Here is a 25,613-nt window from a genome sequence, read left to right as displayed (position 1 = left end):
TTTCGAGGCTGATCCCTATGTCTGCCAAGCTGGAAACGCTTAGCCAAAAATTGCAGGATCGTTTCGGGGACAAGCTGCTGTCGAAAAAGCTTGCCCTGGGCGAGTTGACCGTGGAAGTCGCCGCGGCCGATTACTTTTCGTTGATGCAGTCGCTGCGTGACGAGGTCGATTTTTCCTTCGAGGAGTTGATCGACCTCTGTGGCGTCGATTATTCCACTTACGGCGATGGCGCATGGCAGGGCAAACGTTTTGCCGCCGTCGTGCATCTTCTGTCGATTGCCCACAACGTTCGCCTGCGCGTCCGCGTTTTTGCCGACAGCGACGAGTTCCCTGCGGTCGATTCTGTGACGTCGCTATGGACCAGTGCCAACTGGTTCGAACGCGAAGCCTTCGATCTCTATGGCATCGCTTTCATTGGGCATGAAGACCTGCGCCGCATCCTCACCGACTACGGTTTCATCGGCCATCCTTTCCGCAAGGATTTCCCGATTTCCGGGCATGTCGAGATGCGCTACGACCCGGATCAAGGACGGGTGGTCTATCAGCCCGTTACCATCGAACCGCGTGAAAACACGCCGCGCATCGTCCGCGAAGATACCTACGGGGACCCGGCTCATGGCTGATATTCGCAATTACACCCTCAACTTCGGTCCGCAGCATCCGGCGGCCCACGGCGTTCTGCGCCTGGTGCTGGAAATGGACGGCGAAGTCGTCCAGCGCGCCGACCCGCACATCGGCCTGCTGCACCGGGCGACCGAAAAGCTTGCCGAAACCCGGACCTGGGTCCAGTCGGTGCCGTACATGGATCGCCTCGACTACGTGTCGACGATGTGCAACGAGCACGCCTACTGTCTTGGTGTGGAAAAACTCCTGCAACTCGAAGTGCCGGAGCGTGGCAAGTACATCCGCACGATGTTTGACGAAGTCACCCGCATCCTCAATCACTTGTTGTGGATCGGCTGTCACGCCCTCGACGTCGGCGCGATGACCATGGCGCTGTACACCTTCCGCGAACGCGAGGATCTGATGGACGCCTACGAGGCAGTCTGCGGCGCGCGCCTGCATGCGGCCTACTACCGTCCCGGTGGCGTCTATCGCGACCTGCCTGACCGGATGCCGCAGTACCGCGAGTCCACCTGGACCAGCGCCAAGAAGGCCAAGGAACTCAACGACAATCGCAGCGGCTCGCTGCTCGATTTCCTCGAAGATTTCACCGAGCGTTTCCCGAAATACCATGCCGAATACCACACGCTGCTGACCGACAACCGGATCTGGAAGCAGCGTCTGGTTCATGTCGGCATCGTCAGTCCGGAGCGGGCCATGCAACTCGGCTTCACCGGCGCGATGTTGCGCGGCTCGGGAATTGCCTGGGATCTGCGCAAGAAGCAGCCCTACGCAGCCTACGACAAGGTCGACTTCGATGTGCCGGTTGGGGTCAATGGCGACAGCTATGACCGCTACCTGGTGCGGATGGAGGAAATGCTCCAGTCGAACCGCATCATCAAGCAGTGCATCGCCTGGCTGCGTGCCAATCCGGGGCCGGTCATCACCGATAATCACAAGGTGGCGCCGCCGAACCGCGAGGCGATGAAATCGAACATGGAAGAACTGATCCACCACTTCAAGCTGTTCACCGAAGGCATACACGTGCCGCCGGGCGAGGCTTATGCGGCGATCGAGCATCCCAAGGGCGAGTTCGGTATCTACTTCGTCTCCGATGGGGCCAACAAGCCGTACCGAATGAAGATCCGGGCCCCCGGCTTCGCTCATCTGGCCGCGATGGATGAAATGGCCAATGGTCACATGCTGGCCGATGTCGTCACGATCATCGGCTCCCAGGATATCGTTTTTGGCGAGATTGACCGCTGATGTTCTCCTCCGAAACCCTAGACAAGTTCGCCCGCGAGGTCGCCAAGTACCCTGCGGATCAGAAGCAGTCGGCCGTCATGGCCTGCCTGGCGCATGCCCAGGAGGAAAAGGGCTGGTTGCCGGCTGAGGCGATCGAGGCCGTGGCCAACTATCTCGGCATGCCGCCGATCGCGGCTTACGAGGTGGCTTCCTTCTACAACATGTACGACCTCAAGCCGCTCGGCAAGTACAAGATCACGGTCTGCACCAACCTGCCGTGCGCGCTGTCCGGTGGCTATCACGCCGGCGAGTACCTGCAGCAGAAGCTGGGCATCGGCTACAACGAGACGACAGCCGACGGCAAGTTCACGCTCAAGGAAGGCGAATGCATGGGCGCCTGCGGCGATGCGCCGGTATTCATCGTCAATAACCGCTCGATGTGCAGCCACATGCATCCGGAACAGATCGACAAGCTCCTCGAGGAGTGCAAATAATGGCCATGATGGGGGCAATCAATCCGGTCCTGATGGCCGGCCTGAATGGTGACGATGGCTGGCGTCTCAAGGATTATGTCGCTCGCGGCGGCTACGAGCAGCTCAAGCGCATCCTGCAGACCGGCCTGACCCAGGAAGACGTCATCGGCGAAGTCAAGAAGTCGGTGCTGCGCGGTCGCGGCGGGGCCGGTTTCCCGACCGGGCTCAAGTGGTCGTTCATGCCGCGCTCCTTCCCCGGCGACAAGTACGTCGTCTGCAATACCGACGAAGGCGAGCCGGGAACCTTCAAGGATCGCGACATCATGCGCTACAACCCGCATGCGGTCATCGAAGGGATGATCATCGCCGGTTTTGCGATGGGGGCCAGTCGCGGTTACAACTATGTGCACGGCGAAATCTGGGAAATCTACAAACGCTTCGAGGAAGCTCTCGACGAAGCCCGTGCCGCCGGTTTCCTTGGTCAGAACATCCTGGGAACTTCGTTCGGTTTCGAATTGTTCGCACATCATGGTTACGGCGCCTATATCTGTGGCGAAGAAACCGCCTTGCTCGAATCGATCGAAGGCAAGAAGGGGCAGCCGCGCTTCAAGCCGCCTTTCCCGGCTTCGTTCGGCCTCTATGGCAAACCGACGACGATCAACAACACCGAAACCTTCGCCTCGATCCCCTTCATCCTGAAGATGGGTGGCGAGGAGTTCCTCAACCTGGGCAAGCCGAACAACGGCGGCACCAAGCTGTTCTCGGTGTCCGGCCACGTCAATCGTCCGGGCAACTACGAGATTCCGCTTGGTACCTCCTTTGCCCAACTGCTTGAAATGTGCGGCGGCATGCGTGGCGGTCGCAAGCTCAAGGCGGTGATTCCCGGTGGTTCGTCGGCGCCCGTTCTGCCGGCCGACGTGATCATGGATTGCACCATGGATTACGACTCGATCAGCAAGGCAGGGTCGATGCTGGGTTCCGGCGCCGTCATCGTGATGGACGAAACCGTCTGCATGGTCAAGGCGCTCGAGCGTCTATCCTTCTTCTATCACGAAGAGTCCTGCGGACAATGCACGCCCTGCCGCGAGGGGACTGCCTGGATGTACAAGGTGGTGCATCGCATCGAAAACGGCCTGGGCAAGCCCGAGGATCTCGATCTGCTCAACAGCGTGCTCGGCAATATCGCCGGCCGGACCATCTGTGCGCTCGGCGATGCTGCGGCCTTCCCGGTGCAGAGCTTCATCAAGCACTTCCGGGGTGAATTCGAGCATCACATCGATCACAAGACCTGTCTGGTCCCGAAGGATGTTCAGTGGGCCGGTAGCGGTTTCCACAAGATTCCGGCCTGACACGGTTGCAGATTAGTTAAGAAAACTGGCTACAAGGTAGCGACATGCTAGAAATCGAAATCGACGGCAAGAAAGCGCAAGTGCCCGACGGCAGCACGGTGATGGATGCCGCGCAACAGTTGGGCGTCTACATCCCGCACTTCTGCTACCACAAGAAATTGTCCATCGCCGCCAACTGCCGGATGTGTCTCGTCCAGGTCGAAAAGGCGCCGAAACCGTTGCCTGCCTGTGCGACGCCGGTGACCAACGGGATGAAGGTGTTTACGCACTCCGATCTGGCGGTCAAGGCCCAGAAGGGTGTGATGGAGTTCCTCCTGATCAATCACCCGCTCGACTGTCCGGTCTGCGATCAGGGCGGCGAGTGCCAGTTGCAGGACATGTCGGTTGGCTACGGCCCGATGAAGAGCCGTTATACCGAGGAAAAGCATGTTGTTTTCCACAAGGACGTAGGTCCGCTGATCTCGATGCAGGAGATGAGCCGTTGCATCCACTGCACCCGTTGCGTGCGCTTCGGCCAGGAGATCGCCGGGGTCATGGAACTCGGCATGGCGAACCGCAACATGCACTCCGAAATCATGACTTTCGTCGGTCGCACGGTCGACTCCGAATTGTCCGGAAATATGATCGACCTGTGCCCGGTCGGCGCGTTGACCTCGAAGCCTTTCCGCTACACCGCCCGTTCTTGGGAGTTGCAGCGGCGCAAATCGGTCAGCCCGCATGATTCGGTGGGGGCCAATCTGGTCGTCCAGGTCAAGCACGACAACGTGATGCGCGTACTGCCCCGGGAAAACGAGGCAGTGAACGAATGCTGGATTTCCGACAAGGAACGTTTCGCTTACCAGGCGCTCAATTCCGAGGCTCGCCTGACCAGGCCGATGGTCAAGCAGGGCGGCGAATGGCGTGAGGTCGAGTGGAATGTCGCGCTCGATTACGTCGCCCATGGTCTCAAGGATGTCGCCCGCGAGCACGGCGGTGATGCTGTCGCTGCGCTGGCTGCACAATCTTCGACGGTCGAGGAACTTTATCTGCTGGGCAAGGTGATGAAGGGCCTGGGCAGCGGCAATGTGGACTTCCGTCCCCGCCAGGCTGATTTCGGCACCGATTTCAAGCGCGCCGGCACGCCGTGGCTGGGCATGCGCTTGGCCGATATCAAGGATCTCGATGCTGCGTTGGTCGTCGGTTCCTTCCTGCGCAAGGATCATCCGCTGATCGCCCAGCGCCTGCGCCAGGCCGCCAAGAAATTCACCAAGGTGAGCATGCTTTCGGTGACGGCCGATGACCAGCTGATCAACCTGCATGCCAGCCTGAGCGTCGCACCATCGCAGTTGGTGTTCGCGCTGGCGGGCGTGGTCAAGGCTGCGGCTTTGGCCAAGGGGCTGGCCGTGCCGGACGGACTGGAGGCGGTCGCCGTCTGCGAGACAGCCCAGCGTATCGCGACAAGCTTGCTGGCTGGCGAAAAGCGCGCAGTATTCCTTGGCAACGTCGCCACCCAGTCTGCCGATGCAACCCAGTTGCACCTGCTGGCACTCGAGCTTGGCCGTTTGACCGGTGCCAGCGTCGGCTTCCTGGGTGAGGGCGCCAACACCGTCGGCGCCCATCTGGCCTGGGCTTTGCCGAATGGGGCCAACGCTCGCCAGATGTTCGCCCAGCCGCGCAAGGCTTATGTCCTGATGGGGGTTGAGCCGGAATTCGATTGTGCCAATCCGCAACAGGCGCTGGCAGCCCTGAAACAGGCGGCGCTGGTTGTCTACATGTCGGCATTCAAGCACGATCCGGCGCTCGAATATGCTGACGTGATGCTGCCGATCGCGCCTTATACCGAGACTTCGGGGACTTTCGTCAGCACCGAGGGGCGCATTCAATCCTTCAACGGCGTCGTCAAGGCGCGTGGCGAAACCCGTCCGGCCTGGAAGATCCTGCGTGTGCTCGGCAATGTCCTCAATTTTGCAGGCTTCGACTATCAGTCGAGCGAAGAAATCCGCGACGCAGTGCTTGGGCAGTCCGGTGAATTCGCAAGCGGCCTGAGCAATGACCTTGGCGGTCTGGTGCTGGCCATGCCGGCACAGCCGGCAGCGGGTTTGCAGCGCATTGCCGATGTGCCGATTCACTTTGCCGATCCGATGGCCCGACGTGCGCCTGCGCTGCAGCAGACGGCGGATGCGCGTCCGCCGGCACTGCGCGCCAGTGCCGGCACGCTGGCAGCGCTCGGCCTCGCGGCCGGCGGTCAGGCCCGTGTGCGCCAGGGCGATGGTGTTGCCGTGCTCGACGTGCAACAGGACGATAACGTGCCGGCCGACTGCGTACGCGTCGCCGCTGCCCATCCGACCACCGCCCAACTCGGCGAGATGTTCGGCGAGATCACCGTGGAGCGTGCATAAATGGACGCAGTGATGAATTTCGGACAAGGGATTTTCGGCGGCGCCTGGATCGCCGTCTGGACCCTGCTCAAGATCGTGCTGATCGTCGCACCGCTGATGCTTGGCGTTGCCTACCTGACCTATTTCGAGCGCAAGGTGATCGGTTTCATGCAGCAGCGCATCGGGCCGAACAGGGTTGGGCCTTTGGGCCTGATCCAGCCGATTGCCGATGGCCTGAAGCTGTTGCTCAAGGAAATCATTGTCCCCAGCGGTTCAAGCAAGGCGGTTTTCATCATTGCCCCGATGCTGGCCATCGCACCGGCGCTGGCAGCCTGGGCGGTCGTGCCTTTCACTGACACGCTGGTGCTGGCCAACATCGATGCCAGTCTGCTCTACATCCTGGCGATCACCTCGATGGGCGTTTATGGCGTGATCCTCTCCGGTTGGGCGTCGAACTCCAAATACGCCTTCCTCGGGGCGATGCGCTCGGCGGCGCAGATGGTCTCCTACGAAATCGCCATGGGTTTCGCCCTGATCACCGTGCTGATGATCGCAGGCAGCCTGAATTTCGTCGAAATCGTCAACGGCCAGAACAAGGGCATGTTTGCCGACATGGGGCTCGGCTTCCTGTCTTGGAACTGGCTGCCGCTGCTGCCGATGTTCCTGGTGTACCTGATTTCCGGGACGGCAGAACTGAACCGTGCGCCCTTTGACATCGCCGAGGGCGAGTCGGAAATCGTTGCCGGCTTCCACGTCGAGTATTCGGGCATGGCCTTCGCGCTGTTCTTCCTGGCCGAGTACGCCAACATGATCCTGGTTGCCGCACTGACCTCGATCCTGTTCCTCGGTGGCTGGCTGTCGCCGGTGGGTTTCCTGCCCGACGGCATCTGGTGGATGTTCGCGAAGATGTCCTTCGTGCTCTTCCTGTTCCTGTGGTTCCGCGCCACCTTCCCCCGCTATCGCTACGACCTGCTGATGCGCCTTGGCTGGAAGGTCTTCCTGCCGCTGTGTTTCTTCTGGGTCATCATCGTCGGCGTGTGGATGATCACCCCGCTGAACATCTGGAATTGAGGAGAGAAGAATGGGTTCGATGAAGGAAGTCTTCAACAGCCTCTTCCTCAAGGAGCTGCTGAAAGGCATGTCGGTGACGGGCAAGTATTTCTTCGCCCGCAAGATCACTGTCCAGTATCCGGAAGAAAAGACACCCCAGTCCTTCCGTTTCCGTGGCCTGCATGCCTTGCGCCGCTACGACAACGGCGAGGAACGCTGCATTGCCTGCAAATTGTGCGAGGCGATCTGTCCGGCCATGGCCATCACCATCGAGGCAGAGCCGCGCGACGACGGTTCGCGCCGGACGACGCGCTACGATATCGATCTGACCAAATGCATCTTCTGCGGTTTCTGCGAGGAGGCCTGCCCGGTCGACGCCATCGTCGAGACGCGCATTTTCGAATATCACGGCGAAAAGCGCGGTGATCTCTACTACACCAAGCAGATGCTGCTGGCCAACGGTGATCGCTACGAAAAGCAGATCGCTGAAGACCGCGCACTCGATGCGCCCTACCGCTGACAGGTGCCTGTAATGGATTTTCAGACCGCAGTCTTTTTCTTTCTCTCGGCGATCCTGATCTTCGCCGCCCTGCGCGTGATCACCGCCCGCAACCCGGTCTATGCCGCGTTGCACCTGATGCTCGCCTTCTTCACCACAGGCGGTATCTGGCTGATGCTGCAGGCCGAGTTTCTGGCGATCGCGCTGATCGTCGTCTATGTCGGCGCGGTGATGGTGCTCTTCCTGTTCGTCGTGATGATGCTCGACATCAATATCGACCGCATTCGCGAGGGGTTCTGGCGTTACCTGCCGCTGGGTGCAGTGCTCGGCCTGCTGATGGTTCTTGAAATGGGGCTGGTGCTTGGCAGCAAGTATTTCCAGGTACCGCTCGCCGAAGCGACGGTTCCCGCAGGTGTATCGAACACCCGTGAAATCGGCGCGCTACTGGTCACCGATTACGTCCTGCCGTTCGAGCTTGCCGCGGTGATCCTCCTAGTTGGCATGATCGCCGCCGTGGTTCTGACCTTCCGCGGGGTCAAGAAATCGAAGATATCGAATCCGAACACGCAGGTTTTCGTCAAGGCCAAGGATCGCATCCGCGTCCTGCAGATGCCTGTTGAAAAAGATTAATCCGGGGCGCCCATGCTGACACTTTCCCTTTCGCACTTCCTGATCCTCGGCGCGATCCTCTTCGCGATCGCCGTGGTCGGCATCTTCCTCAACCGGAAGAACCTGATCGTGCTGCTGATGGCTATCGAACTGATGCTGCTTGCGGTCAACATGAATTTCGTGGCGTTTTCCCACTTCCTCGGCGATCTCTCCGGGCAGGTCTTCGTCTTCTTCATCCTCGCCGTCGCGGCAGCCGAGGCAGCCATCGGTCTGGCCATCCTGATCGTGCTGTTCCGCAACCTCAAGAGCATCCATGTGGATGACCTGGGCAGCCTGAAGGGTTAATCATGGACATGCAAAAACTCTATCTGCTGATTCCGCTGGCGCCGCTGTTCGGCGCCATGATCGCCGGTCTGTTCTGTCGGGTCATTCCGCGCTGGCTTGCCCACACGGCGACGATCGCGGGTGTTGCCATCGCCTTCGCTGCGTCGGTCGTGGTCTTTCAGGACGTGATGGCCGGCAACACCTTCAACGGAACGGTCTACACCTGGATGACTTCCGGCGACTACATCTTTGAAGTCGGTTTCCTGATCGATACGCTGACTGCGACGATGATGCTGGTCGTCACCTTCGTCTCGCTGATGGTGCACATCTACACGATCGGCTACATGCAAGAAGATCCCGGCTACAACCGTTTCTTCAGCTACATCTCGCTGTTCACCTTCTCGATGCTGATGCTGGTGATGGCCAACAACTTCATGCAACTGTTCTTCGGTTGGGAAGCGGTCGGCCTGGTCTCCTACCTGCTGATCGGCTTCTGGTACACGCGGCCGACGGCGATTTTCGCCAACATGAAGGCCTTCCTGGTCAATCGCGTCGGCGACTTCGGCTTCATCCTTGGCATTGGTCTGGTGCTGGCCCACTTCGGTTCGCTCGATTACGCCACCGTCTTCGAGAAGGCGCCCGGGTTTGCCAGCGCAACGATCAACCTCTGGGGCGATCAGCAATGGTCGCTGATGACGGTTACCTGCATCTGCCTGTTCATCGGTGCCATGGGCAAGTCGGCCCAGGTCCCGTTACATGTCTGGCTGCCCGACTCGATGGAAGGTCCGACCCCGATCTCGGCGCTAATTCACGCCGCGACCATGGTTACCGCCGGCATCTTCATGGTCTCGCGGATGTCGCCACTGTTCGAATTGTCGACGACCGCGCTGTCCTTCGTCATCGTCATCGGCGCGATCACGGCCCTGTTCATGGGTTTCCTCGGCATCATCCAGAACGACATCAAGCGCGTCGTCGCCTACTCGACGCTGTCGCAACTCGGCTACATGACCGTTGCGCTCGGTGCGTCGGCCTATTCGGTGGCGATCTTCCACCTGATGACGCACGCCTTCTTCAAGGCGTTGCTGTTCCTCGCAGCCGGCTCGGTGATCATCGGCATGCATCATGATCAGGACATCCGCAACATGGGTGGTCTGCGCAAGTACATGCCGATCACCTGGATCACTTCCCTGATCGGTTCGCTGGCCCTGATCGGCACGCCTTTCCTGGCTGGCTTCTATTCCAAGGATTCGATCATCGAGGCCGTCAAGTTCTCCAGCATCCCGGGCGCCGGTTTCGCTTATTTTGCCGTACTGGCCGGCGTTTTCGTCACCGCCTTCTATTCCTTCCGGATGTATTTCCTAGTGTTCCATGGTGAGGAGCGTTTTGGCAAGGACGATCACGGTCACGACGCACACCATGATGATGACCACGGCGACCACCATCATGGGCTGGCACCGGGTCAGAAGCCGCACGAAACGCCATGGGTGGTCACCCTGCCGCTGGTGTTGCTGGCCATCCCCTCGGTAATCATCGGTTACATCGGTATCGGTCCGATGGTGGCAGGCGATTACTTCAAGGGGGTCATCCATGTCGATGCCGCTGCGCATCCGGCGCTGTCGCACTTCCTCGAGCACTTCCATGGCGCTGCCGCGATGGGCCTGCACGCATTCTCGACGCCGCCGTTCTACCTGGCGCTCGCCGGTGTGGTGTTGTCCTGGTTCTTCTACATGAAGCGTCCGGACATCCCGGCCGCCATCCAGCGACGCTTTGCCGCGGTCAACACGCTGCTCGAGAACAAGTACTACTTCGACAAGATCAACGAATTCGTTTTCGCCGGCGGAGCCCGTGTCCTTGGCAAGGCGCTGTGGCGAGGCGGTGACATCGGGATCATCGACGGCCTGATCGTCAATGGCTCGGCCAGGCTGGTCGGCTGGGTGGCTACAGTCAGCCGCATGTTCCAGACCGGTTACGTTTATCACTACGCCTTCACGATGATCATCGGCCTGCTGGTCCTGATGACCTTGTGGATCAACCGCGCATAGCCTGAATAGCTCGCAGAAAAGCAAGGAATAACATGTCTAATTACCCGCTGCTATCTCTCGCCATCTGGGTTCCCATCGTCGCAGGCGGCATCGTCCTGCTGACCGGTGGCGACCGCAATGCGCCCCTGGCCAGGATGCTCGCCCTGATCGGTGCGGTCCTCGGTTTCCTCGTCACCATCCCGTTGTGGACGGGCTTCGACGTTACCCATGGCGGCATGCAGTTCGTCGAACTGCATGGCTGGATCCCCCGCTTCAACATCAACTACCACCTTGGGGTCGACGGCATTTCGATGCTCTTCGTCCTGCTCAATGCCTTCATCACGATCATCGTCGTGGCGGCCGGCTGGGAAGTGATCCAGAACAAGGTTGCCCAGTACATGGCGGCCTTCCTGATCATGTCGGGCTTGATGAACGGCATCTTCAGCTCGCTCGATGGCATCCTGTTCTATGTCTTCTTCGAAGCTTCGCTGATTCCCCTTTACCTGATCATCGGCGTGTGGGGCGGCGCCAACCGCGTGTACGCGGCGTTCAAGTTCTTCCTCTACACGCTGTTCGGTTCGCTGCTCTTTCTGGTCGCCCAGATGTACCTCTTCTTCCAGTCGGGGGGAAGTTTCTCGATCCTCGACTGGCACAAGCTTCCGATCGAACTGGGACCGCAGATCTGGATTTTCCTGGCTTTCCTCATCGCTTTTGCGGTGAAGGTGCCGATGTGGCCGGTGCACACCTGGTTGCCGGATGCCCACGTCGAAGCGCCGACCGGCGGTTCGATCGTTCTTGCCGCCATCGGCCTCAAGCTTGGCGCCTACGGTTTCCTGCGCTTCTCGCTGCCGATCGTGCCCGATGCTGCCCAGGAACTGGCTGGTCTGGTCATCGCGCTGTCGCTGATCGCCGTCGTCTATATCGGTTTTGTTGCCCTGGTCCAGGCTGACATGAAAAAACTGGTTGCCTATTCGTCGATCGCACACATGGGGTTCGTGACGCTGGGCTTCTTCATGTTCAGCCCGCTGGCGATCGAAGGGGCGCTGGTCCAGATGATCTCGCACGGTTTCGTTTCCGGCGCGATGTTCTTCTGCATCGGGGTCATGTACGACCGCGTGCATAGCCGCCAGATTGCCGACTACGGCGGTGTGGTCAACACGATGCCGAAGTTCGCAGCGCTGTTCATGCTGTTCTCGATGGCCAATGCCGGTCTGCCGGCCACTTCCGGTTTCGTTGGCGAGTTCATGGTCATTCTGGCTGCCGTCAAGTTCAATTTCTGGGTCGCCTTCCTGGCCGCGACGTCGCTGATCCTCGGGGCCGCCTACTCGCTGTGGATGTACAAGCGGGTGATCTTCGGCGACGTCGCCAACAAGCACGTCGAGGAACTGAGCGACGTCAATGGCCGCGAGTTCCTGATTCTCGCCGTTCTCGCCTTGTGCACCCTGTGGATGGGCCTCCACCCGCAGCCTTTCACCGATGTCATGCACGCCTCGGTCAACGACCTGCTGCGTCACGTGGCCGTCAGCAAGATTCAATAAACGGTAGCCGACATGTTCGACAATTTCGTTATCCCTGACTTCCTGCCCGCCGCGCCGGAGATTTTCCTGGCGACGATGGCGATGGCCATCCTGATGATCGATCTGTTCATCAAGGACAGCCGGCGTACCGTTACCTTCGTGCTGGCGCAGGCCACCCTGGTCGCTTGTGCCGCGATCCAGGTATTCACTAGCACCGGTGAGATCACCTACACCTTCAGCAACATGTTCGTCGATGACATGATGGCGGACCTGCTGAAGCTGTTCGTCTACATGACCATGGTCATCGTCCTCTTCTACTCGCGCGCCTATCTGTTCGAACGCCCGAACATGAACAAGGGCGAGTACTACGTATTGGCACTGTTTGCGACACTGGGCATGCTGGTGATGATCTCGGCCAACAACTTCGTGACCGTCTATGTCGGTCTCGAACTGCTGTCGCTGTCGCTGTATGCGATGGTTGCGATGAATCGCGACTCGCTGGCCTCGACCGAAGCTGCAATGAAGTATTTCGTGCTTGGCGCACTGGCTTCCGGGATGCTGCTCTACGGCATGTCGATGATCTACGGTGCCACCGGTACCCTGGAAATCACCGAGCTTGCCGAGGCGCTCTACAACGGGGAAAACAATCGTACGGTGCTGGTCTTCGGCCTGGTGTTCCTGGTCTCCGGTCTGGCGTTCAAGCTCGGTGTCGTTCCGTTCCACATGTGGATTCCCGACGTTTACCATGGTGCCCCGACCCCGGTCACCTTGCTCATCGGTTCGGCTCCGAAGCTGGCTGCTTTCGCGCTGGTGATGCGCCTGCTGGTCAGTGGTCTGATCACCCTGGCGCAGGACTGGCAGCAAATGCTGATCATCCTGTCGGTGCTGTCGATGGCGGTCGGCAACCTGGCTGCCATCGCCCAGACCAACCTCAAGCGCATGCTCGCCTACTCGGCGATCTCGCACATGGGCTTCATGCTGCTCGGCATCGTCACCGGTGTCGTCAGCGGTGACGCCCGTTATGCACTCAACGCCTACAGCTCGGCGATGTTCTATGTGATCGCCTATGTCCTGATGACGACCTGCGGTTTCGGCGTGATCCTGATGATGTCGAAGGCTGGTTTCGAGGCCGACAACCTCGATGACTACAAGGGTTTGAACAAGCGCAGCCCGTGGTTTGCCGGCGTGATGCTGATCGTGATGTTCTCGATGGCGGGGGTGCCGCCGTTCATCGGCTTCTTCGCCAAGTTCTCGGTGCTCCAGGCCGTCGTCGCTTCGGGGCAGATCTGGTTGGCGATCGTCGCCGTCGTGTTCTCGCTGATCGGCGCCTTCTACTACCTGCGCGTCGTCAAACTGATGTACTTCGATGCACCGCAGGATGACTCCGTGATCGTCGCCCCCAATCACATCCGCATCCTGCTCTCGGCCAACGGGCTTGCCGTCGCAGCACTGGGACTGGCGCCGCAAGTGATCATGTCGCTTTGTGCCTACGCTTTGTTGCGTTCGCTCTGATCGCCCCGGATCAATTTGAAAACGCCCCGCCAAGTCGGGGCGTTTTTGCATGAGGAGAGATAAATGTCCGACGATTCCCATCTGCGCGAAGCGGAAATTGCTTCCGAATCGGTTTTCGACGGAGTCCTGCTCAAGGTTCGCCGCGACAGCGTGCGTCTACCCGACGGCAATACCTCGCTGCGCGAATACATCCGGCATCCCGGGGCGGTTGTCGTCCTGGCTTTCCTGCCCAACGGCAATCTGCTGTTCGAGCGACAGTTCAGATATCCCCTGCGCCAGGTATTTCTCGAACTGCCCGCCGGCAAGATCGATTCCGGTGAAGCCCTGATCGATACTGCCCAGCGCGAGTTGCGCGAGGAAACGGGTTACCTTGCCGACACCTGGGAGCACCTGGGGGTGATGCACCCGTGCATCGGCTATTCCGATGAGCGGATCGAGATTTTTCGCGCCACCGACTTGCACGGCCTCGGTGCCCAGGAACTCGATCACAACGAGTTCCTTGAACTGATTGAATTGTCTCCTGAAGCGGCGCGGCAAGCCGTGTTCGATGGGCGGATTACCGACGCCAAGACGATCACGGCGCTGTACTGGCTGACGCGATAGGTAAAAAAAAAGCCCGCCGGCAGGCGGGCAAGACTTCGAACGGTGGGTTCGAGGGAGGGATTCAGTGTTGCTGTCGCTTGCGTCGCATCCGGTAGCGCCGGATGGCAAGGATGGCGATGCCGCTCGCTGCAGCCAGCGACAGCGGTAGCAGGAGGCCGGCTCGACCTTCGGTCAGCCATTGAAAGCCGGTTACGCCGAGAAATACGGCAAGGCTTTCGCTGACCGGCAGGTCGTCGGGCAGGGACATCAGCGACGGTCGCCGTTGCGTACGGGAATGGTTGCCAGGCGCGGCTCCGGGGCCGGCATCAGCTCAAGCAGGTAGGCGCGGGCGGCGGCCAGGAATTCCTTGATATTTTTTTCGATCATCATCTTCTCCTCTTGTTCTGACGGTTGCGTTGTCATGGGAGTCATTCTAGGGATGCATGCGGCGCATGACTGTTGCGTGTGCGTTGCCTGCAGGTAACGCGCTGCAAGCTTCCCTGACGATCTGTAACGACGGCGCTGGGAGCTTACTGGTGGGCGCGCCAGCACAGCGTGAAGCGGGCGCCGCCCAATGGCGAATTGCCGGCGAAAGCGGTGCCGCCGTGCAGTTCCAGGACGCGGCGGGCAATCGCCAGGCCAAGCCCATAGCCGCCGGTCGAACGGTCGCGCGAACGATCGAGCCGGGTGAAGGCGGAGAAGATGTGTTCGCGCTCTTCGGGAGGAATGCCGATGCCGTCGTCGTCGACGTGGATCGACAGCTGCTCGCCGATCAGTTCGGCGCTGACGCGGATGTCCTTGCTGGCATACTTGAAGGCGTTGCGCAGCAGGTTGCGCAGGGCGTAGGGCATGGCCTTGCGGTCGAGATCGACGCACAGGTTTTCCGGCAGTTCGCTGGTGTCGACCGTGACATTCAGCTGGCGTCCGAGCAGGCGCACGCTATCGACCTCGTCGGCCAGCCATTCGGCGAAACGGACGCTGGAAAAGTGTGCTTCCGGTGCTTCCCGCTCGAAGCGGGCATAGGTCAGGCTGGTGTCGATCAGTTGGTCGAGTTCGTCCAGGTCGCCTTCCATCATTGCCCACAGGCGTTGTCTTTCGGACAGTTCGGAGGTTTCGGAAAGCATCTCGAGGGCGAAGCGCATGCGGGCGATCGGGGTGCGCAACTCGTGCGAGATGCCGCAGGAGAGCTCGCGGTGCGTCGCCAGCAACTGGCGCACACGCTCGGTCATGCTGTTCAGCGTGTCGGCCAGCGGCGCGAAAAGTTGCGTCTGGACCGCAGGCGCCGGTGCATCGAAATTGCCGTCGCCGAGATGGCGTGCCGTCTGGCGCAGGCTTTCGAGGTCGCGCCAGACCGGGCGTACCCAGAACCACAGGGCGATGGCGAAGATCACCCCGATCAGGCTCCAGGTCAGCAGGCGCAGACGCAGGTCGAGCGGCAGTCGCTCATCGCTTTCCGGGTTGCGGCTGGCCGACAGCGGGCCGACGACGAGCACCTTGCTGGTCGTGCCGAGGCGGTGGTACATGACGTCGTGATCGTGGGCGATGGCGATATCGCCAGCATCGAGTTTTTCGACCTGGGCGCTGGTCAGGCGGACATCGAGCGTGCGCCGCTCGACGATGCCGAGACGGTAGTAGAACTTGCCGTCGATCTCCTTGATCTTGCTTTCCCACTGTCGTCGCGGGTAACGGAACAGTTCATCCTCGATCAGCGTGATCGTGCCGCGCATGAAACGCCGGGCGTAATCGTCGGTGATGCCTTGCTGGGCGGTCGAGATGATGAAGTCGGCGATGAAGGCGATGGCCACGAAGGAGCCCATCGCCAGCAGGTAGAAGTTGAGGAACAGCTTGGACAGGCTGTAGCGGCCGCCGCGCCAGCGCGGCAACGAGACCCGGAAGAGCGAGCGGGCCAGTCCCTGGCGGCCGGGTTTGCCGGCCTCGCCGGTGTCCGGCTCAGTTCCAGTCATGCTTGCTGAACAGGTAGCCCTTGCCGCGTACGGTCTTGATCCGCGTCGGGTTCTCCGGATCGTCGTTGAGTTTCTTGCGCAGCCGCGAGATGCGGGCGTCGATCGAGCGGTCGAGGCCGTCGAAGCCGATGCCGCGCAGTTCCTGGAGCAGGTCGTCGCGTGACAGGACGTTGCCGGCATGGCTGGCGAGCAGCCAGAGCAGGTCGAACTCGGCGGTGGTCAGGTCGATCGGCTGGCCGTTCAGGGTCGCCGTGCGGGTCGCCTGGCTGATCCGGAACTGGCCGAAGACCTGCGAGTCGCTGTCGCCGGCGTCGTTGTCGCCGGCCGCCGGCAGGCGGCGGAGCAGGGCCTTGATCCGGGCCAGCAGGACGCGCGGCTGGACTGGCTTGGCAATGTAGTCGTCGGCGCCGAGTTCGAGGCCGAGAATCTGGTCGAAATCCTCGTCACGGGCAGTGAGCATCAGGATCACGCCGCGGTATTGCTGGCGCACGGCGCGGCAGACCTCGAAGCCGTCCTTGCCCGGCAGCATCACGTCGAGGATGACGAGGTCGGGGTGTTCGGCGAGGATGCGGGCCTCGGCGCTGTCGCCACGCGGTTCGATGCTGACGCTGAGGTCGTTGCGCGTGAGGTACTCGGCCGTCAGCCCGGCCAGGCGTTCGTCGTCTTCGACAAGCAGGATACGGGTAGTCATGGCCGCAGTTTAGCGAGGCGGGCGGCGGCGGTCCAGTGGCGCTGCCGACTCGCCGCTGACGATCAGCCCCTGGCCGTTGGCCAGGGCGATCACCAGCGATTCCTGCGCGCCGCGCCGGCAGCGGTAGATGTGGGTGCCGTCGCTGGCTTCGGCGGCGAGGATTTCCTGCTCGGCGAGGTGGGCCGCAAGTCGTTCACGGTCGACCAGCAAATATTGCAGTTTTTGCTTCATCCGCGTTCCAGGTCGGCGAGCGAGCGCGCTTGCCGGAGCATCAGCGTGAACTCCTCGACCGGCACCGGCCGGCTGAAATAGTAACCCTGCAGTTCGTCGCAGCCGAACTCGCGCAACAGGTCGAGCTGCGCCGGGCACTCGACGCCTTCGGCGATGACCTTGATGCCGAGCTTGTGCGCCATGGCGATGACGGCGTGGGCGATTGCCGCGTCGTCGCCGTCCTGGTGGATGTCGCGAACGAAACTGCGGTCGATCTTCAGAGTGTCGATCGGGAAGCGCTTCAGGTAGGACAGGCTCGAGTAGCCGGTGCCGAAATCGTCGAGCGAGATCGTCGCGCCCAGCGCCTTGAGTTCGCGCAGGGTGTCGAGCGTGTTCTCGACATCGTGCATGACCATGCTCTCGGTCAGTTCGAATGCCAGCAGCCGCCCTTCCACGCCGGTTTCGTCGAGAACCTCGCGGATGCAGGCGGAGAGATCGTCCTGGCGGAACTGGCGGGCCGACAGGTTGAGCGATATCTTGATCGGCGGCAGGCCGCTGGCCTGCCAGTCGCGGATGTCGGTGCAGACGCGGCGCAGCACCAGCTGGCCGAGCGGGATGATCAGGCCGGTGTCCTCGGCGAGCGGGATGAATTCGCCCGGCTGGATCATTCCGATGCGCGGATGGCTCCAGCGGACCAGCGCCTCGGCACCGACGATCGCGCCGCTGCCGAGGTCCACCAGCGGCTGGTAGTAGACCTGCAGTTCGTCGCGCTCGAGGGCGCGGCGCAGGTTGCCTTCCATGTCGAGGCGGTCGATCGCCATGTGCGTCATTTCCGGCGTGTAGAAGCGGTAGTTGTTGCGGCCGTGCTCCTTGACCCGGTACATCGCGACGTCGGCATTGCGCAGCAGGATTTCGCCGTGGTCGCCGTCGCGCGGGTAGAGCGCGGCGCCGACCGAGGCGGTGACGAAGATCTCCTTGCCTTCCATGATGAAGGGCTGGTTGAGCGAGCGCAGGATCTTGCCGGCGACGATCGACAGGTCGTCGGCCGACTGCAGGCGGCCGATGACTACGACGAACTCGTCGCCGCCGAGACGGGCGACGGTGTCGGTGTCGCGCACCGTCTGGCTGAGGCGATGGGCGACCGACTTGAGCAGTTCGTTGGCCGGCGAATGACCGAAGCCGTCGTTGATCAGCTTGAAGCGGTCGAGATCGAGCAGCAGCACGCCGACCATCAGGTTGTCGGCGCGCGCCTGGGCCAGCGCCTGGGCGATCCGGTCGTTGAGCAGGTTGCGGTTGGCCAGGCCGGTCAGGGCGTCGTGGTTGGCGTGGAACTCGAGTTGCTGCTCGTAGCTGATGCGTTCGCTGACGTCGTTGAGGATGCTGACGAAATGCGTCGTCATGCTGCCGCTCTCGTCGCGCACCGGGGCGATGAACAGTTCGTTCCAGAACAGCGAGCCGTCCTTGCGGTAGTTGCGCAGGATCGCATGCGCTTCGCGCCGGCTGCGCAGGGCTTCGCGGATGGTGCCGAGACCGCGCTGGTTGAGGTCGTCGCGGACGAGGAAGCGGCCGCTTTCACCGATCACCTCCTCGGCCGAGTAACCGGTGATCCGCTCGAAAGCCGGATTGACATAGACGATCGGGTGGTCGAGCTGGGTCGACGACGTGATCATCACCCCGTTCAGGCTCGACTCGAGGGCCCGCGACAGCTGGCGCAGGCTCGACTGGAGCTGGTCGTTGGCGGCCGTCTGGCGAAGATCATGAAGCGTTTCGCCGATATTCTTGGCGATGATGTCGAGGGCGATCCGCTCCTCGGCGGTGAAATCGGCGTCGCCATCGACCGCCAGTTCGCCCACCGGATGCGCACTCGCATCGAGGCCCAGGCTCAGCTTGGCCGAGGCTGGCTGAGCGCGGTTTTTGCTGTTTTTTGCCGGTTGACCGTCAATGCCGTGTTCGGCCACACCTTGCCAGCCGCCTGCCGGCAGGGCCAGTCGGATCTTGGCGCTGCGATAGCCGCCGAACTCGACGAGCAGGCGGCACTGCTGCTGCAGCATCGTCGCTTCGTCGACGCAGGCCAGGCGCTGGCGGTTGCTGGCGGCGAGCAACTCCAGCACGCGCGCGAGGGGCGGCGGGCAGTGTGGATCGGGCAAGGATTGTCTCCGGGTATTGTTGGCCGCTGGGCGGCTTTTTTTGACATTCTGCCGGGCGGGGTTACGATCTTGCAAGGTTTTTGTGGCGCATTGGCCGCTACCGCCGTTTTTGGAGATTGTGGATGTTCCGGATCATGACCAAGTGTTTCTCGTATTTTCCTGTCCGTGCCTGGTTCTCGGCGCTGAGTGCCGGCACCTTCGGCGTTGCTGCTGCCGGCATGCAGTTGCAGCAGTTGCTGTCGCTTTCCCCTTGTCCTTACTGCATCTTCCAGCGTCTGCTTTATCTGGTGATCGGTGCGCTGGCGCTGGCCGGCTTCCTGTTGCCGGTTGCCGCGCCATTGTGGGCCGGCCTGATTCTGCTGCTGGCCTTGGGGGGCTTCGGGGTCGCTGCCTACCAGACCTGGATGCAGGCTTATCCCGACCTGGCGCCGGAATGCGGTTTCACCGATCCGGACCTGGTCGAGCGCCTGGTCGATCTGCTTGGCATGCAGTGGCCGTCGCTGTTCCTGGCCACCGGCTTTTGCTCGAGCAAGGAGTGGGTCTTCCTGGGCTTGTCGATGGCCAACTGGTCGATGCTGTTGTTCGCCGGTATCGCCGTCTACGCACTGATGCTGCTGCGTCGGCCGGCCGCCTGATCTGTCAGGCGAAAAAACAAAACCCGCCGGAAGGCGGGTTTTTGTCGGGAGGCTGAAGCTTACTTCAGCTTCACTTCCTTGTAGGCCACATGCTTGCGGGCCTTCGGGTCGTACTTCATGAATTCCAGCTTCTCGGGCGTCGTGCGCTTGTTCTTCGAAGTGGTATAGAAGTGACCGGTACCCGCGGTGGATTCCAGCTTGATTTTTTCGCGACCGCCTTTGCTAGCCATTTGTCAGTTCCTCTTGATTAGATTTCGCCGCGGGCGCGCAGGTCGGACAGGACGGCATCGATGCCGTTCTTGTCGATCAGGCGCAGGCCGGCGTTGGAAACGCGCAGGCGGACGAAGCGGTTTTCGCTTTCAACCCAGAAGCGGCGATACTGCAGATTCGGCAGGAAGCGGCGCTTCGTTTTGTTATTGGCGTGGGAAACGTTGTTCCCAACCATCGGGCCTTTACCCGTTACTTGGCAGACTCGCGCCATGATGGTGCTCCAGAATTTGCTAGAAGAAAGCCCGCGATTTTATCCGGAAGGCCTTCATTGATCAAGTGTTTTTTGTCGTCAGATCAGGCCGCGTTCAGCGAACGAGAGTGGCAGGGCGTTTCCGGCGACGATGAAGTGATCCAGCAATTTTACATCAATCATCGCCAGCGCCTGCTTGAGATTTTCAGTCAGCGATTCGTCGGCGCGCGAGGGCTCGGCGACGCCGGAGGGGTGGTTGTGGGCCAGGATGACGGCAGCGGCGTTGCGCTGCAGCGCGGTCTTGACCACTTCGCGTGGATAGACGGCAGTCTGGGTCAGTGTGCCGGTAAACAGTATGTCGCTGGCGAGCAGGCGGTTCTGCGCGTCGAGCCAGAGGGCCATGAAGACCTCCTGCGGACGGTGCGCCAACTGCAGGCGCAGCCAGTCGCGGACCTTGCCCGGTGAGCAGAAGTTGTCGCGTTCGGTCATTTCCTCGGCCAGTGCCCGCCGGGCCAGTTCAAAGCTGGCCTTGAGCTGGACAGCCTTGGCCGTGCCGATGCCCGGCACCGTGGCGATCTGCGCAATCGAGGCCCCAACCAGCGGCGCCAGGCGGTCGCCGTGGTGGCGCAACAGGTCGCGGGCGAGGTCCACCGCGCTTTTGCCGCGGATGCCGACACGCAGGTAGATGGCCAGCAACTCGGCATCGGACAGCGCTTCGGCGCCATGTGCCAGCAGGCGTTCGCGCGGCCGTTCGCCGCTGGGCCAGTCGGTGATCGCCATGGCGCCGTCTCCAGTAGAATGTGACGACTGCAACTTTAGCGAAAATGACGATGGAATTGAATGGCAAGCGCATCGTGCTCGGCGTGACTGGCGGCATTGCCGCTTACAAGGCGGCGGAGCTGCTTCGCCTGCTGGTTCGCCAGGGGGCTGACGTACAGGTGGCGATGACCGCCGGCGCAACCCGTTTCGTCACCGCGACGACCTTCCAGGCCCTGTCGGGCAAGCCGGTTTATGTTGACCAGTGGGACGAGCGGATGCCGAACGCGATGGCGCACATCGACCTGTCGCGCCAGGCCGACCTGATCGTTGTTGCGCCGGCTTCAGCCGATTTCCTGGCGCGCATCGCCAACGGCCTGGCCGACGATCTTCTGGCGACCATGGTCCTGGCCCGCGATTGCCCGTTGCTGGTGGCGCCGGCGATGAACCGCCAGATGTGGGAAAACCCCGCGACGCAACGCAATATCGCCTGTCTGGCCGGCGACGGCATCGGCATCCTTGGTCCGGCCAGCGGCGTCCAGGCTTGCGGCGAGACGGGGCCCGGTCGGATGCTCGAGCCCGAGGAACTGCTCGAGGCCGTGGTCGATTTCTTCGTGCCCAAGCTGCTCGCCGGGCGCCGGGTGCTGATCACTGCCGGGCCGACCTTCGAGGCGATCGATCCGGTGCGCGGCATCACCAACCTGTCGTCCGGGCGCATGGGTTATGCCGTCGCCCGGGCGGCGCGGCAGGCGGGGGCTGCCGTGACGCTGGTTTCCGGCCCGGTCGGTTTTTCGTCGCCGCAAGGCGTCGACCGTGTCAATGTGCGCAGTGCGCTCGACATGCACGCGGCGGTGATGAGCCGGGCTGCGTCGGCCGACATCTTCATTGCTGTCGCCGCAGTCGCCGACTACCGCGTCGCCAATGCCGCCGAGCACAAATTGAAGAAAGACCAGGGCGGGGTGCCGGCGATCGAACTGATCGAGAACCCGGACATCCTGGCCGAGGTCGCTGCCCTGAGCGACGGGCCCTTCTGTGTCGGTTTCGCGGCCGAGAGCCGTAATCTCGAGGATTACGCGCAGGCCAAGCGGCGGCGCAAGAATATCCCGTTGATCGCCGGCAACCTGATCCAGGACGGCTTCGGCGGCGACGACAACCGGCTGGTGCTGTTCGACGACAGCGGCAGCCATCCTCTTCCGCCGGCCGGCAAGGACGTGCTCGCCCGGCAACTGATCGAACATATCGCCAAACTCACAGGAACGCACTAATGCACCGCATCGACGTCAAGATTCTCGACTCCCGTCTCAAGGACAATCCGCCGCATTACGCGACGCCCGGCTCGGCTGGTCTCGACCTGCGCGCCTGCCTCGAGGCACCGCTCGAACTGGCGCCCGGCCAGACGGTGCTGGTACCGACCGGCATGGCCATCCATCTGGCTGACCCCGGCCTGGCGGCGATGATCCTGCCGCGCTCGGGGCTCGGTCACAAGCACGGGATCGTGCTCGGCAACCTGGTCGGCCTGATCGACAGCGATTACCAGGGGCAGTTGATGGTTTCGATGTGGAATCGGGGCCAGGCGGCGTTCACCATCGCCCCGCTCGAGCGGATCGCCCAGTTGGTCGTCGTGCCGGTGCTGCAGGTCGGTTTCAACGTGGTCGACGAATTTTCCGCCAGCGACCGGGGTGAGGGCGGCTTCGGCAGTACCGGGCACGCCTGAGCGGCGCAAGCCCGGCGTAAGCAATTCATGATTTAATGATTTTCTCGGGTTGATCACGATAACGGGGGAGACATCATGAATAGATTGATCGCCGGGCTGGCGTTGGCGACAGCCTGTATTTCGCCGCTGCAGGCGGCCGACAAGGTCGACCTGGCGCGGGCCGAGGAGATCGTTTCCGGGCGCTGCTTCCTGTGCCACGGCATGCAGGGCGAGGCGGCCAGTGCCGTTTTTCCGCGTCTGGCCGGCCAGCACTGGGAGTACATCGCCAAACAGCTGTCGGATTTCAAGTCCGGCAAGCGCAAGAGCGAGACGATGAAACCGCAGGTGGAAGACCTGCAGCCGGCCGAAATGAAGGCGCTGGGCATGTTCTTCCAGGGCAAGCAGGTGCCCGGACGGGAAATCCGCGATGCCGATCTGCTCGCCGTCGGCAAGTACATCTTCCAGCGCGGCAACCAGTTCAGCGGTCTGCCCGCCTGCGCCAGCTGCCACGGCCCGCAGGGCCACGGCACCCCCCTGCTGCCGCGTCTCGCCGGCCAGCACCCGCGCTATACCGAGGAACAGATCAAGCAGTTCAATACCCGCGAACGGACCAACGACAATGCGGTCATGCACACCGTCGCTTCCAAGCTCAGCGAGCTTGAGACGCACGCCGTTGCCGCTTACATCGCGACGCTTGACTGAGGCCTGAAGCAATAAAAAAAGGCCGCCAGCAAGGCGGCCTTTTTGCTGTCGTCGGCAATCAGGCGAGCATGTCGGCCCAGATGTTCCTGGCCCAGCCAAGTGCTGCCTTGCCTTCCAGTTCGTTGCGTGCGGCCGAGACGCCGCCGGCACCCTTGACCGGCTGGACCAGCTTGGTCGCCGTGTCGTACTGGTGGATCGAGGCGACGTGGATGGCGTTCTTCGCATCGACGAAGCTGTAGCAGGTGTTCATCACCACCGGTGCCGGATTTGGCTCCTCGCCGGCGAGCAGGTTGATGATCGCCGCTGCCGCGAGCTTGCCGTGCTGGTTGGCCATGTGCCCGGATTTCGGCATCGTCGGTGCCGGGAAAATGGCGTCGCCGATCACATGCACGCTCGGCGTGCCGGTCGATTCCATCGACAGCCAGTTGATGTCCACCCAGCGGTTGTTGATCAGTTTGAGGCCGGACTGGCTGGCGATGTTGCCGGCGCGGTGTGGCGGGATCACGTTGAGCACGTCGGCCTTGAACTTGTCGAACTCGAGGATGGCGGTGTTGCTGGCCACGTCGACGTCCTTGACCTCGCTGTTCGGCCTGTACTCGATCTGGTCCTTGTAGAGGTCGGCCCAGGCCTTGACGAACAGTCCCTTCTTCGACTGCACGTCCTCGTTGGCATCGAGGATGACGACCCGCGACTTGGGCTTGTTCTTCTTGAAGTAATCGGCGACCAGGCAGGCGCGCTCGTAGGGGCCGGGCGGGCAGCGGTAGGGCGCCTTGGGAATGGCGATGGCGAAGACGCCGCCGTCCTTCATCGACTCGAGTTGCTGGCGCAGCGCCACCGTCTGCGGGCCGGCCTTCCAGGCGTGCAGGATCTTCTGTTGGGCAGCGGCATTGTCGAGTCCGGGAATCTGGTCGAACATGAAATCGACCCCGGGCGAGAGCACGATGCGGTCGTAGCTCAGGCTGCCACCCTTGGCCAGCTTGACGCTCCGCTTGACGGCGTCGAGCGCGACCACGTCGTCCTGGATCACGCGCACGCCCCACTTGCTCTGCAGGTTGTCGTAGCTGACCGTGATGTCTTCCATGGTCTTGGTGCCGCCGATCACCAGGTTGGAGATCGGGCAGGAAATGAAGCTCGGGTTGCGTTCGACCAGGGTGACCTGGACGCTGCCCTGGCTCCACATGCGCAGGTATTTGGCGACAGTGGCGCCACCGTAGCCGCCGCCGACCACGACGACATGGCCACCGGCCTTGTTGCCGGCGGCGCAGCCGTAAAGCGAGGCCATCGTGCCGGCTGCCGCGCCGATCTTGAGGAAATCGCGTCGTTTCATCAGCATCATTTTCGTCTCCCCTTATTTCTGTGCCGCGTAGTAGTCGGCAATCAGCGTCAGCTGCGCTTCGGTATAGCCCTTGGCGATCTGGTGCATGATCGATGCCGGCTTGTCGCCGCTCTTGAAGTCGGCCAGCTTCTGCAGCAGGTTGGCCTTGCTTTCGCCGGCCAGCGAGCTCATGCCGGAACCGGGAACGGCCTTGCCGTTGGTGCCATGGCAGTTGGCGCAGGTAGCCGCAAGATTGCGGCCGAGATTGGCATCGGCGGCACCGGCGGTGCTGGCAGCCGCCAGCAGGCAGAGCGCAGCGGCGTGGGTGAATGCTTTCATCGAGACTTCTCCTTCCTCTGGGTTTGTCCGTTCGTGTGACCGTTATCGATCGGCTTCCGGCCTGATTTTATGGGAATGTGGCCGGTTGCGCAGTGCAAGGGTATAGCAGTTTTCCGGGAAACACATGCTGCGTCGCAACAATATTAGTTGTTGACTATATAAATACTCAGTTATACATTGTTGTTGACCTAGATCAAAAAAACGACATGGACGAGACAAGCCAAGTATTCGAGCAAGTGGCGCACTACTTCAGCCTGCTGGCTGATCCGACGCGCCTGCGCATCCTTTCCTGCCTGTGCGGCGAGGAGCGTCCCGTCCATGAGGTCGTCGATCAGGTCGGCCTGACGCAGGCGAACATCTCGCGCCACCTGAACATCCTCTACCGCGCCGGCGTCGTTGGCCGGCGGCGTGAGGGCAGTTCGGTCTACTACCGCGTCGTCGACCCGAATTTCGTCGATATCTGCAGGACCGTCAGCATCACGGTGGCCAGCCGTGACATTGGCGAGCACCTGGGGATAACGACCACGCCTGGCAGTCAGTGAATAAATCGAACGGAGGGG

28 protein-coding genes are annotated in these 25,613 nt (G+C 61.7%); 18 read left to right on the top strand and 10 right to left on the bottom strand.

Annotated features, from left to right (window positions below; all coding sequences use genetic code 11):
• Positions 1-17 precede the first annotated feature (17 nt).
• The 13 genes from DFR40_RS06550 (at position 18) to DFR40_RS06490 (ending at position 14,162) form a co-directional block, all read left to right on the top strand.
• Positions 18-623, top strand: a complete 606-nt coding sequence (locus DFR40_RS06550; protein ID WP_121457680.1) for an NADH-quinone oxidoreductase subunit C — start codon at positions 18-20, stop codon at positions 621-623.
• The gene (locus DFR40_RS06545) at positions 616-1,869 is read left to right on the top strand and encodes an NADH-quinone oxidoreductase subunit D (protein ID WP_121457679.1); all 1,254 of its coding nucleotides are present in this window, start codon (positions 616-618) and stop codon (positions 1,867-1,869) included. Before DFR40_RS06550 ends, DFR40_RS06545 begins: the two co-directional genes overlap by 8 nt.
• On the top strand, positions 1,869-2,342 hold the full coding sequence (gene nuoE / locus DFR40_RS06540; RefSeq protein WP_121457678.1) for an NADH-quinone oxidoreductase subunit NuoE: 474 nt from the start codon (positions 1,869-1,871) through the stop codon (positions 2,340-2,342). Before DFR40_RS06545 ends, nuoE begins: the two co-directional genes overlap by 1 nt.
• Complete coding sequence (gene nuoF, locus DFR40_RS06535; protein ID WP_245985621.1) at positions 2,342-3,670, top strand: NADH-quinone oxidoreductase subunit NuoF; 1,329 nt, start codon at positions 2,342-2,344, stop codon at positions 3,668-3,670. The genes nuoE and nuoF overlap by 1 nt, the downstream gene beginning before the upstream one ends.
• Before the next feature lie 44 nt (positions 3,671-3,714).
• Positions 3,715-6,048 (top strand): NADH-quinone oxidoreductase subunit NuoG, encoded by a 2,334-nt coding sequence (gene nuoG, locus DFR40_RS06530; protein WP_121457677.1) that lies wholly within the window; start codon positions 3,715-3,717, stop codon positions 6,046-6,048.
• Positions 6,049-7,098 carry an NADH-quinone oxidoreductase subunit NuoH gene (nuoH, locus tag DFR40_RS06525; RefSeq protein ID WP_121457676.1) on the top strand — a complete coding sequence of 350 codons (1,050 nt, stop codon included), beginning with the start codon at positions 6,049-6,051 and terminating at the stop codon, positions 7,096-7,098.
• Positions 7,099-7,108: 10 nt separating this feature from the next.
• Complete coding sequence (nuoI, locus tag DFR40_RS06520; RefSeq protein ID WP_121457675.1) at positions 7,109-7,597, top strand: NADH-quinone oxidoreductase subunit NuoI; 489 nt, start codon at positions 7,109-7,111, stop codon at positions 7,595-7,597.
• Positions 7,598-7,609: 12 nt separating this feature from the next.
• Positions 7,610-8,206, top strand: a complete 597-nt coding sequence (locus DFR40_RS06515) for an NADH-quinone oxidoreductase subunit J (RefSeq protein ID WP_121457674.1) — start codon at positions 7,610-7,612, stop codon at positions 8,204-8,206.
• 12 nt (positions 8,207-8,218) lie between these two features.
• On the top strand, positions 8,219-8,530 hold the full coding sequence (gene nuoK, locus DFR40_RS06510; RefSeq protein ID WP_028994591.1) for an NADH-quinone oxidoreductase subunit NuoK: 312 nt from the start codon (positions 8,219-8,221) through the stop codon (positions 8,528-8,530).
• Positions 8,530-10,551 carry an NADH-quinone oxidoreductase subunit L gene (gene nuoL, locus DFR40_RS06505; RefSeq protein WP_121457673.1) on the top strand — a complete coding sequence of 674 codons (2,022 nt, stop codon included), beginning with the start codon at positions 8,530-8,532 and terminating at the stop codon, positions 10,549-10,551. Before nuoK ends, nuoL begins: the two co-directional genes overlap by 1 nt.
• 32 nt (positions 10,552-10,583) lie before the next feature.
• The gene (locus DFR40_RS06500; protein WP_121457672.1) at positions 10,584-12,068 is read left to right on the top strand and encodes an NADH-quinone oxidoreductase subunit M; all 1,485 of its coding nucleotides are present in this window, start codon (positions 10,584-10,586) and stop codon (positions 12,066-12,068) included.
• 12 nt (positions 12,069-12,080) lie between these two features.
• The gene (gene nuoN / locus DFR40_RS06495) at positions 12,081-13,559 is read left to right on the top strand and encodes an NADH-quinone oxidoreductase subunit NuoN (protein ID WP_121457671.1); all 1,479 of its coding nucleotides are present in this window, start codon (positions 12,081-12,083) and stop codon (positions 13,557-13,559) included.
• Positions 13,560-13,622: 63 nt separating this feature from the next.
• Positions 13,623-14,162, top strand: coding sequence for an NUDIX domain-containing protein (locus DFR40_RS06490; RefSeq protein ID WP_121457670.1), 540 nt, complete (start codon positions 13,623-13,625; stop codon positions 14,160-14,162).
• Positions 14,163-14,223: 61 nt separating this feature from the next.
• Here the strand turns inward: DFR40_RS06490 and DFR40_RS06485 are convergent, their stop codons facing one another.
• The 5 genes from DFR40_RS06485 to DFR40_RS06465 form a co-directional block, all read right to left on the bottom strand.
• Complete coding sequence (locus tag DFR40_RS06485) at positions 14,224-14,409, bottom strand: hypothetical protein (RefSeq protein WP_121457669.1); 186 nt, start codon at positions 14,407-14,409, stop codon at positions 14,224-14,226.
• 262 nt (positions 14,410-14,671) lie between these two features.
• Positions 14,672-16,105 carry an ATP-binding protein gene (locus DFR40_RS06480; protein ID WP_121457668.1) on the bottom strand — a complete coding sequence of 478 codons (1,434 nt, stop codon included), beginning with the start codon at positions 16,103-16,105 and terminating at the stop codon, positions 14,672-14,674.
• Positions 16,092-16,796 carry a winged helix-turn-helix domain-containing protein gene (locus tag DFR40_RS06475; RefSeq protein ID WP_121457667.1) on the bottom strand — a complete coding sequence of 235 codons (705 nt, stop codon included), beginning with the start codon at positions 16,794-16,796 and terminating at the stop codon, positions 16,092-16,094. Before DFR40_RS06475 ends, DFR40_RS06480 begins: the two co-directional genes overlap by 14 nt.
• Before the next feature lie 9 nt (positions 16,797-16,805).
• On the bottom strand, positions 16,806-17,027 hold the full coding sequence (locus tag DFR40_RS06470; RefSeq protein ID WP_121457666.1) for a hypothetical protein: 222 nt from the start codon (positions 17,025-17,027) through the stop codon (positions 16,806-16,808).
• Positions 17,024-19,153: a putative bifunctional diguanylate cyclase/phosphodiesterase gene (locus DFR40_RS06465; protein ID WP_147431294.1), complete on the bottom strand. Its 2,130-nt coding sequence runs from the start codon at positions 19,151-19,153 to the stop codon at positions 17,024-17,026. The genes DFR40_RS06470 and DFR40_RS06465 overlap by 4 nt, the downstream gene beginning before the upstream one ends.
• 134 nt (positions 19,154-19,287) lie before the next feature.
• On the opposite strand from DFR40_RS06465, the gene DFR40_RS06460 reads away from it, so the two are divergent.
• Positions 19,288-19,788, top strand: coding sequence for a disulfide bond formation protein B (locus DFR40_RS06460; protein ID WP_121457892.1), 501 nt, complete (start codon positions 19,288-19,290; stop codon positions 19,786-19,788).
• A 59-nt stretch (positions 19,789-19,847) separates the two neighbouring features.
• Here the strand turns inward: DFR40_RS06460 and rpmG are convergent, their stop codons facing one another.
• From rpmG to radC, 3 genes are all read right to left on the bottom strand, one after another.
• Entirely contained in the window at positions 19,848-20,018 is a 171-nt protein-coding gene (gene rpmG, locus DFR40_RS06455; protein WP_028994601.1) for a 50S ribosomal protein L33, read from the bottom strand.
• A gap of 17 nt (positions 20,019-20,035) precedes the next feature.
• Entirely contained in the window at positions 20,036-20,269 is a 234-nt protein-coding gene (rpmB, locus tag DFR40_RS06450) for a 50S ribosomal protein L28 (protein WP_121457664.1), read from the bottom strand.
• Between the two features lie 78 nt (positions 20,270-20,347).
• Positions 20,348-21,028, bottom strand: a complete 681-nt coding sequence (gene radC, locus DFR40_RS06445) for a RadC family protein (protein ID WP_121457663.1) — start codon at positions 21,026-21,028, stop codon at positions 20,348-20,350.
• A 50-nt stretch (positions 21,029-21,078) separates the two neighbouring features.
• Between radC and coaBC the strand changes: the two genes are divergently transcribed.
• From coaBC to DFR40_RS06430, 3 genes are all read left to right on the top strand, one after another.
• On the top strand, positions 21,079-22,269 hold the full coding sequence (gene coaBC, locus DFR40_RS06440; RefSeq protein ID WP_121457662.1) for a bifunctional phosphopantothenoylcysteine decarboxylase/phosphopantothenate--cysteine ligase CoaBC: 1,191 nt from the start codon (positions 21,079-21,081) through the stop codon (positions 22,267-22,269).
• Positions 22,269-22,718, top strand: coding sequence for a dUTP diphosphatase (dut, locus tag DFR40_RS06435; protein ID WP_121457661.1), 450 nt, complete (start codon positions 22,269-22,271; stop codon positions 22,716-22,718). Before coaBC ends, dut begins: the two co-directional genes overlap by 1 nt.
• 75 nt (positions 22,719-22,793) lie before the next feature.
• Positions 22,794-23,399 carry a c-type cytochrome gene (locus DFR40_RS06430; protein ID WP_121457660.1) on the top strand — a complete coding sequence of 202 codons (606 nt, stop codon included), beginning with the start codon at positions 22,794-22,796 and terminating at the stop codon, positions 23,397-23,399.
• Between the two features lie 58 nt (positions 23,400-23,457).
• Here the strand turns inward: DFR40_RS06430 and DFR40_RS06425 are convergent, their stop codons facing one another.
• Positions 23,458-24,735, bottom strand: a complete 1,278-nt coding sequence (locus tag DFR40_RS06425; RefSeq protein ID WP_211329742.1) for an FCSD flavin-binding domain-containing protein — start codon at positions 24,733-24,735, stop codon at positions 23,458-23,460.
• A gap of 12 nt (positions 24,736-24,747) precedes the next feature.
• Complete coding sequence (locus DFR40_RS06420; protein ID WP_121457659.1) at positions 24,748-25,053, bottom strand: c-type cytochrome; 306 nt, start codon at positions 25,051-25,053, stop codon at positions 24,748-24,750.
• Between the two features lie 206 nt (positions 25,054-25,259).
• On the opposite strand from DFR40_RS06420, the gene DFR40_RS06415 reads away from it, so the two are divergent.
• Positions 25,260-25,595, top strand: a complete 336-nt coding sequence (locus tag DFR40_RS06415) for an ArsR/SmtB family transcription factor (RefSeq protein WP_121457658.1) — start codon at positions 25,260-25,262, stop codon at positions 25,593-25,595.
• The last annotated feature ends 18 nt before the right edge of the window (positions 25,596-25,613 follow it).

Source organism: Azonexus fungiphilus, from assembly GCF_003634965.1.
GTDB lineage: Bacteria > Pseudomonadota > Gammaproteobacteria > Burkholderiales > Rhodocyclaceae > Azonexus > Azonexus fungiphilus.
The sequence above is the reverse complement of the archived record's forward strand: the minus strand, read 5'-3'. Positions and strand labels throughout refer to the sequence as shown.